We start from the raw sequence: 11,225 nt of genomic DNA on the forward strand, positions 1-11,225 counted from the left end.
CCGCCCCACTGTAGCGGCCCGCTCGTATTCGGTAATCGAAAGCTTACGCGTCCTGGATGGCGCTGATCAGCCAGCGGCTGCCGTTCTGGCGCTGGAAGGTCCAGACCTCGGTGGTCTCAGTGACCCGGTCGTCGCCGGAGACGATCTCGCCGGTGCCGCGGTTGCGGATGACGTCGCGGCTCTCGTAGCGCATCGCCACGCTGGCGTAGTCGGTGCCGCCCTCGCGCCAGGCTTCGGCGACGTCGCCGGCGAGGAGGTTCACGTCGAACACCTCGTTGCGCAGGCCATTGGTAGCATTCTCGCCCAGTTCCTCGGCGAGATACCCCATCACTTCGGGTGTGGTGATCTGGCGCAGCGCCGCATAATCCTCGCGGGAGTACGCATCCTGCATCTGCTTGAGATGGCTCTCGAAGGTGCCGAGGTCCTGGTCGGTGATGCCGACCTCGTCACGCCGGCCCGCCCGCTGCGAAGCCGCTGAGCGCTGGCCACGCGGAGCCGAGGTCCCACCGCTGCCGCCATAGTTGCGAGCTGTGTCCTGCGCCTCGTAGTTCAGCGGGCCGCCGGCCATCGCCGGACGCTGCTGCCTGCGACGGACGAAGAAAGCGACGATGAGGCCGATGATCGCCACTTGCACGAGCAGGGCGAGCATGCCGCCGAAACCGCCGAAACCGAACCCGAACAGCATGCCGAACAGGCCCGAGAACAGGAAGCCGCCGAGCAGGGCGCCGCCAAAGCCGCCAAACAGGCTCGGGCGGGCCGGCGTCGTGGCGTTGCCAACCGTGTTGCGGGTGGTGCTGTTGGTCATGGTGTTCTGCACCGGCGCCGTGGTGTTCGGCGACACCTGTGTCGACGGCACGCTCCGCTCGGTGCGGATGCCGCGGCTACCAAAGCTGCCGCCGCGCCGCGCTTCGGCGGTATCGACCGCCACCAGCGAGAAGGCCATGATCAGCGTGGCAAGGAGGGCCGAAAACCGGAAGCCCTTCGAAGCGAACATTGTGGTTCCCCATGTAAAACGTTGACGCTGATATGGGGGGCGTTGCCGCCCAGCGCTAGACCTTTCCCGTCCCGGATGTCCGATTTCGTCGGCTCGGGCTGCGCTTGACCGGCCATCGGCCGGGGCGGATAGTCCGCGGGCATTCCGGTTTCGACGAGGCATTTGCATGGTCACCGAGAATAAGGCTGCCGGGGTGGTGGTGCGCGCCGGCGAAGACCGGCACTCCGCGCCCCTCAATTTCCTCAACGGTCGTTTCGACTGCAAGATCTCCTCAGGCGACACCGGCGGCGCGCTCTGTGCCTACGATACCTACCGATTCAAACCCGGTGGCCCGCCGCTGCACTTGCATTTCGAGCAGGACGAGTGGTTCCAGGTGCTGGAAGGGCAGTTCCGTTTCCAAGTCGGCGACCAGACCTACGAGCTTGGCGCCGGCGACTCCATCCTCGGTCCCCGCGGTATCCCGCATGCCTTCCGCAACCTCACCGAGACGGCGCGGATGATCGTGACCTTCATCCCGGCCGGAAAGATGGAAGCGTTCTTCGCCACCCAGATGGTCGATCCGACTTCGCAAGCCTTCAAGGATCTGAGCCTGGCGCACGGCATGGAAGTGGTGGGGCCGCCACTGCCGCCCTGATCCCGGCGGGAAAACCGCCGTCGCGCCCTCGACTATCCCTCGCTTTCTGCTTACCTCGCCGGGTGATGGACGAGCCCCGCCCCAACTTCCTCGACGTATCGACCTCCGCCTTGGGCCGCGCCTGGGTGGATCGGCTCGATCCGGCAGCAGTGCGGACTGCCGCCGCCATCGGCCAGCGCACGGATCTGTCTGAAATCCTCGCCCGCATCGTCGCCGGGCGCGGGGTCAGCGTCGACGCCGCCGAGACCTACCTGCAGCCGACCATCCGCGAGCTGATGCCCGACCCCTCGACGCTCGCCGGGATGGACGCTCTGGCCGAGCGGCTGGCCAAAGCCATCACCGACAACGAACCGGTGGCGCTGTTCGGCGACTATGACGTCGACGGCGCCTGCTCCTGCGCGCTGATGGCCCGCTACCTCAAGCACTTCGGGCTCGACCCGCAGGTGCACATCCCTGACCGCATCTTCGAGGGCTATGGGCCCAACACCACGGCGATCGACAAGCTGGTCGATGGCGGCGCCAGGCTCCTGATCACGCTCGATTGCGGCACCACCAGCGATGGCCCGATCGCCCATGCCCGCGCGCGCGGGCTCGACGTGCTGGTGATCGACCATCATTTGTCCGACGCCGAGTTGCCGCCGGCCAATGCGCTGGTCAATCCCAACCGCCCCGACGACATCTCCGGCCTCGGCTACCTCTGTGCTGCTGGCGTCACTTTCATGGTGCTGGTGGCGACCAACCGGCTGCTGAAGCAGCGCGGCGACACCGGGCTGCCCAACCTGATGACCATGATCGACCTCGTGGCGCTGGCGACGGTCTGCGATGTCGTACCACTCAAGGGCCTGAACCGCGCCTTCGTGGCGCGCGGCCTCGAGGTGGCGCGCACCGGTTCCAATCGCGGCATCGGTGCGCTGGCCCTGGCAGCGCGGCTCTCGGGTCCACTCAACGCGTATCACTTGGGTTACCTGATCGGGCCCCGCATCAATGCCGGCGGCCGCATCGGCGACGCGGCGCTCGGCACGAGGCTCCTGTCGCTCGACGACGAGCAGCAGGCACTGATGATCGCGGCGCAGCTGAACGAACTGAACTCCGAGCGCCAGCGCATCGAAGTCGAGGCGGTCGAAGAAGCGGCGCGCGCCGCCGAGGCCGAGATCGGCGGTGGCGAGGGGCCCCCAGTGCTGGTGCTGGCCTCGGCCAACTGGCACCCCGGGGTGGTGGGCCTGATCGCGGCGCGGCTGCGCGAGCGCTTCGAGCGCCCGACCTTCGCCATCGCCTTGGCGCCCGACGGGACCGGCACTGGCTCAGGCCGCTCGATGCCGGGGGTCGACCTCGGCAGCGCCGTAATCGAGGCGGTGGAGCTGGGTCTCGCGGTGAAGGGCGGCGGTCATGCCATGGCAGCGGGGGTGACCCTGAAGCCGGGGCAGCTCGGACCGTTCCGCGCCCACGTCACCGACCGGCTGGGCAACAGCGTCAGCGTCGCACGGGCGCTCACCGCGCTCGAGATCGATGCGGCGATGACGGCGCGCGGCGCCAACCCGCAATTCGTACACGAGATCGAGCGGGCAGGGCCGTTCGGCGCCGGCAGCCCGCAGCCGGTTTTTGCCTTCCCGGCGCATAAGGCGAAGTTCGCCGAGATCGTCGGCGCCGGCGGGCATGTGAAGTTCACTCTGACCGCCGACGATGGCGCGCGACTCAAGGCCATCGCCTTCCGCGCCGCCACCACGGCGCTCGGCGAAACGCTGCTGAGCGCCGGCAACGACACGCCGCTGCACATGGCGGGGACGCTGTCGATCGACCACTGGCAGGGCCGCGAAGAGGTGCAGTTTCGGCTGCTGGACGCGGCCCGGCCGGGGGGGCGCTAGCTGTCCTGACAGCTGCTACGAGGGTTGAAAGTCATGCTTGCATATCCACTTATGACGACTAAAGTGCTGCCCTAATTCACGGGGAGCCCCGTTGCCCGGTCGCGTCTTGCGGCCCCGCTGCGGCGCTGGTTTGGCCGCTCGGCGGAGCGGACTTAGTCTGGAATGTTGCGTCATGGATAAGCTTGCGGTTGAAACGAGGGCAGCGTCGCCCACGCTGTGGACCCATCTGCTCTCGACCGTTGCGGCCTTTCTTGGCAAGCGGCTGATTGGCCGCCCCAAGCACGGCGCTGTCACCATCACCTTCCCCAACGGCAAGGCCCGCACCTTCGGCGATCCGTCGACCGGCGTCCACGCGCACTTGACGCTGCGCAACTTCAAGGTGCTGCAGAAAACCCTGCAGCGCGGCACCGTCGGCTTCGCGCAGGCCTATATCGACGGCGATGTCGAGATCGAGGATCTGACGGCGCTGTTCCGCTACTTCCTGCAGAACCGGGACGTGCTCGATAGCGGCGAGAACTCCTGGTACGGCCGGGCCGCCCAGGACATCACCTACCACCTGAGCCGCCACAACTCGAAAGAGGGGTCCAAGAAGAACATTTCCGAGCACTACGACCTCGGCAACGACTTCTATGCCGAGTGGCTCGACCCCTCGATGACCTATTCCTCGGCCCTGTTCACCTCCGACGAGCAGTCGCTCACCGATGCGCAGCTCACCAAATACCGCCGCGTCGCCGAGATGGCCGGCGTCAAGCCAGGGCACCGCGTGCTTGAGATCGGTTGCGGCTGGGGCGGTTTCGCCGAAACCGCTGCCAGGGATTTCGGCGCCGAAGTCTATGGCATCACGCTGTCGGCCGAGCAGCTGAAATACGCCAACGAGCGGCTTGAGCGGCAGGGGCTCGACCAGCTCGCCACCATGCATTTCGAGGACTATCGCGATACCCGCGGCGACTTCGACCACGTCGCCTCGATCGAGATGATCGAAGCCGTCGGCGAGGAGCACTGGCCGAGCTACTTCAAGACCCTGCACGATCGGCTGAAGCCCGGCGGCACCGCCGCGATCCAGGCCATCACCATCGGCGAGCAGGACTTTCACGACTATCGGGCGCGCCCGGATTTCATCCAGCGCTTCATTTTCCCCGGCGGCATGCTGCTCACCAAGACGGCGATGCAGGACCAGGGCGACAAGGTCGGGCTGATCCTCGAGAACGTCGAGACCTTCCGTCTGAGCTACGCCAAGACGCTGAAGCTGTGGCGCGAGCGCTTCCTCGATCGCTGGAACGACATCAAGAAGCTCGGCTACACCGAGGAATTCCGCCGCAAGTGGGTGTATTACCTCAGCTATTGCGAAGCGGGTTTCTTCGAAGGCTCGATCGACGTCGGCATCTACCAGTACCGGCGGCCGGCCTGAGCGACTGGTCTACTTCTGGCTCTGCAACGAACTCGATGTCATCCCGGCGAAGGCCGGGACCCATCCTGAGATTTCGCGAGTGACTCGGTGGTCCGACAGACCTCAGGATGGGCCCCGGCCTTCGCCGGGGTGACCCGGTGGTCAGGGATGGAGCGGGGCAGCGGCCCCTCAACCCATCAGCGTATCCCGATAGAACCGCAGCACGGCCTCGGCATCGACACCGACCGCAATGGTCTGGCTCGGGCGGCCGTCCCAGGCCCCGGGCGGATAGCTCCGGCCGTCCGGTTTGATGATGGTCTGCCCGATGGCGATGCCCTCGGTGACCACCCTGATGGCACCGGTCTCGGTCTTGTAGAACTCCGGATGCAGCGCCAACGCCACGGCGCTCGAATCGTGCACGTAGAAGCCGTCGAGCCCGGCGCTTTCGCGGTGGAAGTTCTGGTAGAAGGCCGAGATGGCGCGAACGAACGCCCCGTCCTCACCAGCGGCGGCAGCGAGCTCGGTCACATAGGCGTCCGTCATTACCGTCGCCTGCGTCACGTCGAGCCCGGCAATGGCGATCGGCCAGGCCGCGCCGAAGACGATGTCCGCCGCATCCGGATCGCCCCAGATATTGGCCTCGGCCACCGGCGTGACATTGCCGGTATGGCCGTTGCGGCCGAAAGCGCCGCCCATCACCACGACCTGCCTGACCAGCCCGACGATCTCCGGCGCCTCGCGCATGGCGCGCTCGAGGTTGGTCATCCGTCCCACCGCGATGATGGTGACCTCGCCTGGGTTGGCCTTCACCAGGTCGATGATCAGCTGGTGCGCCGGGCGTGGGTCAGCAGTGGCGGTGATCTGAGGCAGGTCAATATCGCCGAGCCCGTTCTTGCCATGGACGAAGGTCGGCGGCGCGTCCGGTTCACCCACCAGCGGCGCCCCCGCGCCCTCAGCCACCGGCGCTGCGAAGCCGAGTTTCTGCTTGAGGTACAATGCGTTGCGCGTGGTCGTCGCGATGTCGGCATTGCCGAACACCGTGGTAACGCCGATGAGCTCGATCCGCTGGTGGCGGGCGAGCAGGAGCAGGGCCATGGCGTCGTCGACGCCGGGGTCGGTATCGTAGATGACTTTGAGAGTTTGCATGCCCGACATCATGCATGCCACCGCACGCCGCGCCAGTCTGGGCGTGACGTTGCTCAATACTTGGGTGGGTCGGCTTCATCATGTAAGGCGGTGGGCAGTTGCGGCTCAGCTCACTCGCGTTAGTGCACGTTTCAAGTGTTCGGCGCCATCGGGGCCAAGGTCTCGTGCGCCCCTAAGCTTGCATCCGCCCAATTTGGGCCCATCTTTGCATAAAATGTGCGACGCCTAGTGCTCTCGTTCCGACTACGCACTTGTGCGAAACTCATTCCAGATGACGGAACGCCACCAGAATCGGTGATAACGGTTCCGTGAACAGCAGGGGTGACCACTAGATGGCCAAGGCGCTCTACCTCGTGATTCAGAGCCGCGACAACTGGTGGGTCGATTTCGAAGGCAAGGCGCACGGCCCCTTTCCCTCCCGCTCCAACGCCGCCCTCGAAGCCCAGTCGCTGGCCCGTTTCCAGGCCCATAGCGGTCGCGAGGCCGAAGTGCTGGTACCCGACGAGCAGGGTCGCTACTGGGTCGTCTGGTCGAGCCTCTCCGACAACGGCCGGACGTTCAGCCCGTACCGGGTAGCGAGTTAGGCCTGTCTCGAGCGCTTGGCTACCCCTCCCCTAACCCTCTCCAGAGGGGAGAGGGGACGTGTGTGGCACGGCCGGTGAGCCCATCGCCCCTCTCCCCTCTGGGGAGAGGGCCGGGGTGAGGGGCGCCAAGCACGCTGCGCCAACCCCTACCGGATCAGCTTCCGCGGCACCTTGCGGACAAAGATTTCCTCGTGGCCATCCTCGTGCGCCCGGGTCATCCGGTGCACCCCGTCGAGGATCAGCCAGCGGCCCTTGAGCCGGGTGATCTCGATCGGAAACACCAGGCTGGCCGCCCGCACCCGGCGATACTCCTTGTCGTAGCGATAGGGCGAACGCAGCACCTGGCGCGGCGTCAGCGCATAGCGGTGCCCGTCGAGCTCCCATAGCGGCACATCGAGGTGCCAGAGCAGCTTGTCGATCGGAAACGCCTCGGCCGGCAGGTCCAGCGCCCACAGCGCCTCGACGTCCCAGTCGAAGGCGTACCAGTACTCTTCGATGGCCGGCGGCAGCTCGATCACGGTCCGGTCTCGCGTTGGCGGCTAAGCCATGGCATCGATTGGTGAAACCCGCATGACTCGCCGCCACGCGGCCGAAACATGACTTGACTAATCAGCATAGCGCGCTGATAGGTGACCCCAACAATCAACATATCTGGTCCAGCACGATGTCCCTCAAGACGCTCGCCGCCACTGCCTTTGCGACACTCCTGCTTGCCGTGCCGGGCGCCGCTTTCGCCCAGGCTTGGAGCTATGTCGATGGGTCTGGCGCTACGGTGACGCTGGACCACGTGCCGACCCGCATCATCGCCAGCCAGGACGCCGCGGCCGGACTGATCCCCCTCGGTATCCGTCCGGTGGGAATCTATGCCGACAGCGCTATTGCCGACGCCAAGGCGCTCGAAGGGCTCGACCTCACCGGCATCGAGATCATCGGCGAGGCCTGGGGCGAAGTCAGCGTCGAGAAGGCTGCGGCGTTGAAGCCGGACCTGATCGTCGCCGAATGGTGGCCGCTGGAGAACAACTGGAGCGGCGGCAAGGATGTCAGTGTCGCCTTGAGGCCGTTGGCGCCAGTCACCGGCCCGATCCAGGGCAGCTCGATCGTTACGCTGATCGAGGACTATGAGAAGCTCGCGACGAGCCTGGGCGCCGATCTTGCCGCGCCGCAGGTCGTTGCCGACAAGGCGGCGTTCGGTACGTCACTTGCGAAGTTCAAAGCGGCCGTCGCCGCCAAGCCGAACCTCGTTGCAGAGCCGGTCTGGGCTGGCACCGACGGGCTCTACGTAGCCGCGACCAATGCATCTTCCGAACTGCTCGACTTCGCCTCGTGGGGGCTGAAGCTGATCGACCCCGAGATCGCCGACGATCGCGGTTACTGGGAGACGTTGAGCTGGGAGAATGCCGACAAGTATCAGCCCGACCTGATCCTCGTCGACAACCGGCAGAAATCCACCATGGAGACGGCTCTCGCGCAGCCGACATGGACGTCGCTGAAGGCGGCTGGGGCCGGGCAAGTCACCGATTGGCCGGCCTATTGGCTGCGCAACTACGCAGCCTATGCCGGAGCTCTCGACAAGCTGACGGCTGCGATCGACGCAGCCGACCAGGACCTCAGCACCGAATAAATGACGGCGCGCGCCACATCGGCGACCGGCCTGCCGCCGGCAGCCCGCGCCGGCGGCTTCGTGCTGCTGGCTCTGGCGCTCGTCGTTGTGCTGGCGCTCTCGATCACCGTCGGCGCCCGCCCCATCGCACTCAGCGACATCTGGAACGCCGTGACGGCGTTCGACCCGGCCCAGACCAACCACAAAATCATTCTCGACCTGCGCCTGCCGCGCACCCTGGTTGGCCTTCTGGTCGGCGCGGCGCTGGGGCTCTCGGGCGCCATTCTGCAAGGCGCAACCCGCAACCCGCTGGCCGACCCCGGCATCCTCGGTATCAATGCCGGCGCAACGCTCTGTGTGGTCCTCGGCATCTCCGTCTTCGGCATCACCCAGCTCTCAGGCTATGTCTGGCTTGCCTTCCTCGGGGCAGGGGCGGCGATGCTGGTGGTTTATCTCGTTGCCTCATTGGGCCGCGAAGGCGCGACCCCGGTAAAGCTGGCGCTGGCCGGGGCAGCTGTCACCGCCGCGCTCACCTCGGTCACATCAGCCATCCTCATCACCAATGTCCAGACCCTCGACCAGATCCGCTTCTGGCAGGTCGGGGCGCTGACCGGCCGCACCACCGATATCCTGTTGCAGGTCGCCCCATTCATCCTCGCCGGTATCGTCCTGGCGCTGCTCACCTCGCGCATCCTCGATGGCCTCGCCCTGGGCGACGATGTGGCCCGCGGTCTCGGCCTCAAGGTGCAGCGCGGTCGCGCCATGGTCGGCTTGGCCGCGGTGATCCTCGCCGGCGCCGCCACTGCTGCCGCCGGCCCCATTGCCTTCGTCGGGCTTACCGTGCCGCACCTGGCCCGCGCTTTCACCGGCCCGAACTATCGCTGGATCCTGCCTTACTCGATGCTGCTGGCGCCGATCCTGCTGCTCGGCGCCGACATTGTCGGCCGCATCATCGTGCCACCGGGCGAGTTGCAGGTCGGCATCGTCACCGCAGCGCTCGGCGCCCCGTTCTTCATCGCGCTGGTGCGGCGCAGGAAGCTGGCCGAGCTATGAGCGCCGCTTCGAGCTTTGCCCCGGTCGGCGCCGTCGTCGCGGTACGCAAGCGCCTGCAGCGCCGCTACGGCCTCGTCGTGCTCGGCCTCGTGCTGCTGTCGCTGGCGGTCGCCAGCCTATCGATGTCGGTCGGCGACTACCCGCTGCCGCTCGCCGACGTGCTGCGCTCGCTGCTTTCGCCCTTCACCGGCCATGCCGATGCAGCGAACGATTTCATCGTCCTCGGCGTGCGCCTGCCGCGCGTCACGGCAGGGCTGCTGTCGGGAGCGGCATTCGGGCTCTCCGGTATCATCTTCCAGACTATCCTCCGCAACCCGCTCGCCAGCCCTGACATTGTCGGCATCACCACCGGCGCCAGCGCCGCGGCGGTGCTGGCCATCATCATCTTCAAGTGGTCGGGGCTCGGCGTCTCGGTGATGGCCTGCGGCGGCGCGGTGCTGACGGCGCTGCTGATCTATGGCCTCGCCTGGCGCAATGGCGTCACCCCCTACCGGCTGGTGCTGATCGGCATCGGCATGGCGGCGCTTGCCGGAGCGGTCGTGTCCTACCTCTTCACCCGCGCCCGCATCATGGAAGTACAGGAAGCGCTGAGCTGGCTCACAGGCAGCCTTAACGGCTCGACCTTCGAGAACCTCACTCCGCTCGCCATCGCACTCATTGTGCTGGTGCCGCTGGCGGCGCTGCTGTCGCGTTCGCTGCGCACCCTGCAGATGGGCGATGACGCGGCGCGGGCGCTGGGCACTCGGGTCGAGTTCTCCCGCCTCGGGCTGATCCTCGTCGCGGTGCTGCTCGCCGCTTTCGCCACGGCAGCCGTCGGTCCGGTATCGTTCGTCGCCTTCATCGCCGGCCCGATTGCGCGACGCCTGCTCGGCCCCTCCGGCAATGCGCTGCTGCCGGCGGCGCTGGTCGGCGGTCTCGTCACCAACGCCGCCGATTTCGTCGCCCAGCACATGCTTGGCCGAAACCAGTTGCCGGTCGGCGTCGTCACCGGCGCACTCGGCGCCGTGTTCCTCATCTACCTGCTCGCCGCTGCCCATCGTTCGGGCCGCGGTGGCTGATCGGAGGCCCAGGATGACAGTAACCCACCAGCTCTCGGCCGCCGACCTGAGCCTCGGCTATGGCGATCGCACCATCGTCGACAAGCTGAGCATCGACATCCCACCCGGTAAGTTCACCGTCATCGTCGGCGCCAATGCCTGCGGCAAATCCACCTTGCTGCGCGGGCTGGCGCGGCTGCTGACCCCGAGCGCCGGCACGGTCTATCTCGATGGCCGCGCCATCCACCAGATGCCCACCCGCGAGGTCGCGACGCTGCTCGGCGTCCTGCCGCAGACCCCGGTAGCGCCCGACGGTATCACCGTCGCCGACCTCGTCGGCCGCGGCCGCTATCCGCACCAGGGCTGGTTCCGCCACTGGGTCGCCGCCGACGATGCCGCGGTGGCCACCGCGCTGCAGGCGACCGATACGCTCGATCTTGCCGGCCGCGCCGTCGACGAGCTCTCCGGCGGGCAACGGCAGCGCGTCTGGATCGCCATGGCGCTGGCGCAGGAAACCGAGTTGCTGCTGCTCGACGAGCCCACCACCTTCCTCGATATCAACCACCAGGTCGAAGTGCTCGACCTGTTGACCGACCTGGTGCAGCAGCGCGGCCGCACCGTGGTCGCGGTGCTGCACGATCTCAACCTTGCCTGTCGCTATGCCGACCACATCGTCGCCATGCGCGACGGCAAGATCGCCGCCGCCGGCCCGCCGGCCGAGGTGGTGACGGTTGAACTGGTGAAGTCGGTGTTCGGCATGGACGCCGAAGTCTGTGACGACCCGGTCTCCCACAGCCCGATGATCGTGCCGGTCGGCAGGCACCGGGTAAAGCCGCGGCTGAAGGCGGCGGCGGAGTAGGAGCCGACTGAAGCAGACGGCCCCCTCCCGGCCTCCCATGAAGGGGGAGGTGCCCCGCCGGTGTGATTG

The 11,225-nt window shown here is 66.9% G+C and carries 11 protein-coding genes; 8 read left to right on the forward strand and 3 right to left on the reverse strand.

The annotated features are described in order from the left end of the window. Nucleotides 1-43: 43 nt before the first annotated feature. The gene (locus VW23_RS00540) at nucleotides 44-994 is read right to left on the reverse strand and encodes a Tim44 domain-containing protein (protein WP_069907655.1); all 951 of its coding nucleotides are present in this window, start codon (nucleotides 992-994) and stop codon (nucleotides 44-46) included. Between the two features lie 166 nt (nucleotides 995-1,160). On the opposite strand from VW23_RS00540, the gene VW23_RS00545 reads away from it, so the two are divergent. The 3 genes from VW23_RS00545 (at nucleotide 1,161) to VW23_RS00555 (ending at nucleotide 4,898) form a co-directional block, all read left to right on the forward strand. Further along, nucleotides 1,161-1,628, forward strand: a complete 468-nt coding sequence (locus VW23_RS00545) for a cupin domain-containing protein (protein WP_069907656.1) — start codon at nucleotides 1,161-1,163, stop codon at nucleotides 1,626-1,628. Between the two features lie 65 nt (nucleotides 1,629-1,693). After that, nucleotides 1,694-3,490, forward strand: a complete 1,797-nt coding sequence (gene recJ / locus VW23_RS00550; RefSeq protein WP_069907657.1) for a single-stranded-DNA-specific exonuclease RecJ — start codon at nucleotides 1,694-1,696, stop codon at nucleotides 3,488-3,490. A gap of 172 nt (nucleotides 3,491-3,662) precedes the next feature. Continuing rightward, entirely contained in the window at nucleotides 3,663-4,898 is a 1,236-nt protein-coding gene (locus tag VW23_RS00555) for an SAM-dependent methyltransferase (protein WP_069907658.1), read from the forward strand. Between the two features lie 168 nt (nucleotides 4,899-5,066). Here VW23_RS00555 and VW23_RS00560 read toward each other — a convergent pair whose 3' ends face one another. Continuing rightward, the gene (locus VW23_RS00560; protein ID WP_069907664.1) at nucleotides 5,067-6,023 is read right to left on the reverse strand and encodes a nucleoside hydrolase; all 957 of its coding nucleotides are present in this window, start codon (nucleotides 6,021-6,023) and stop codon (nucleotides 5,067-5,069) included. Between the two features lie 332 nt (nucleotides 6,024-6,355). Here VW23_RS00560 and VW23_RS00565 point away from each other — a divergent pair, with 332 nt between their 5' ends. Then, nucleotides 6,356-6,607, forward strand: a complete 252-nt coding sequence (locus VW23_RS00565; RefSeq protein ID WP_055878813.1) for a hypothetical protein — start codon at nucleotides 6,356-6,358, stop codon at nucleotides 6,605-6,607. Nucleotides 6,608-6,753: 146 nt separating this feature from the next. On the opposite strand, the gene VW23_RS00570 is transcribed toward VW23_RS00565, so the two are convergent. Continuing rightward, nucleotides 6,754-7,125 carry a hypothetical protein gene (locus VW23_RS00570; protein ID WP_069907659.1) on the reverse strand — a complete coding sequence of 124 codons (372 nt, stop codon included), beginning with the start codon at nucleotides 7,123-7,125 and terminating at the stop codon, nucleotides 6,754-6,756. 146 nt (nucleotides 7,126-7,271) lie between these two features. Here VW23_RS00570 and VW23_RS00575 point away from each other — a divergent pair, with 146 nt between their 5' ends. The 4 genes from VW23_RS00575 to VW23_RS00590 are packed head-to-tail and all read left to right on the forward strand — an operon-like array spanning nucleotide 7,272 to nucleotide 11,156. After that, entirely contained in the window at nucleotides 7,272-8,228 is a 957-nt protein-coding gene (locus VW23_RS00575) for an ABC transporter substrate-binding protein (RefSeq protein ID WP_069907660.1), read from the forward strand. Continuing rightward, nucleotides 8,229-9,260, forward strand: coding sequence for a FecCD family ABC transporter permease (locus VW23_RS00580; RefSeq protein ID WP_069907661.1), 1,032 nt, complete (start codon nucleotides 8,229-8,231; stop codon nucleotides 9,258-9,260). Continuing rightward, complete coding sequence (locus tag VW23_RS00585; RefSeq protein WP_069907662.1) at nucleotides 9,257-10,318, forward strand: FecCD family ABC transporter permease; 1,062 nt, start codon at nucleotides 9,257-9,259, stop codon at nucleotides 10,316-10,318. Before VW23_RS00580 ends, VW23_RS00585 begins: the two co-directional genes overlap by 4 nt. Before the next feature lie 13 nt (nucleotides 10,319-10,331). Beyond that, nucleotides 10,332-11,156, forward strand: coding sequence for an ABC transporter ATP-binding protein (locus tag VW23_RS00590; protein ID WP_069907663.1), 825 nt, complete (start codon nucleotides 10,332-10,334; stop codon nucleotides 11,154-11,156). The last annotated feature ends 69 nt before the right edge of the window (nucleotides 11,157-11,225 follow it).

Source organism: Devosia insulae DS-56, from assembly GCF_000970465.2.
Lineage (GTDB): Bacteria > Pseudomonadota > Alphaproteobacteria > Rhizobiales > Devosiaceae > Devosia_A > Devosia_A insulae.

What these genes read in the sequence shown, in the direction of transcription:
- VW23_RS00585 (WP_069907662.1), top strand. Translation starts at nt 9,257, where the DNA reads ATGAGCGCCGCTTCGAGCTTTGCCCCGGTCGGCGCCGTCGTCGCGGTA.
- VW23_RS00555 (WP_069907658.1), top strand. Translation starts at nt 3,663, where the DNA reads ATGGATAAGCTTGCGGTTGAAACGAGGGCAGCGTCGCCCACGCTGTGG.
- VW23_RS00560 (WP_069907664.1), bottom strand. Translation starts at nt 6,023, where the DNA reads ATGCAAACTCTCAAAGTCATCTACGATACCGACCCCGGCGTCGACGAC.
- VW23_RS00575 (WP_069907660.1), top strand. Translation starts at nt 7,272, where the DNA reads ATGTCCCTCAAGACGCTCGCCGCCACTGCCTTTGCGACACTCCTGCTT.
- VW23_RS00545 (WP_069907656.1), top strand. Translation starts at nt 1,161, where the DNA reads ATGGTCACCGAGAATAAGGCTGCCGGGGTGGTGGTGCGCGCCGGCGAA.
- VW23_RS00540 (WP_069907655.1), bottom strand. Translation starts at nt 994, where the DNA reads ATGTTCGCTTCGAAGGGCTTCCGGTTTTCGGCCCTCCTTGCCACGCTG.
- VW23_RS00580 (WP_069907661.1), top strand. Translation starts at nt 8,229, where the DNA reads ATGACGGCGCGCGCCACATCGGCGACCGGCCTGCCGCCGGCAGCCCGC.
- recJ (WP_069907657.1), top strand. Translation starts at nt 1,694, where the DNA reads ATGGACGAGCCCCGCCCCAACTTCCTCGACGTATCGACCTCCGCCTTG.
- VW23_RS00565 (WP_055878813.1), top strand. Translation starts at nt 6,356, where the DNA reads ATGGCCAAGGCGCTCTACCTCGTGATTCAGAGCCGCGACAACTGGTGG.
- VW23_RS00590 (WP_069907663.1), top strand. Translation starts at nt 10,332, where the DNA reads ATGACAGTAACCCACCAGCTCTCGGCCGCCGACCTGAGCCTCGGCTAT.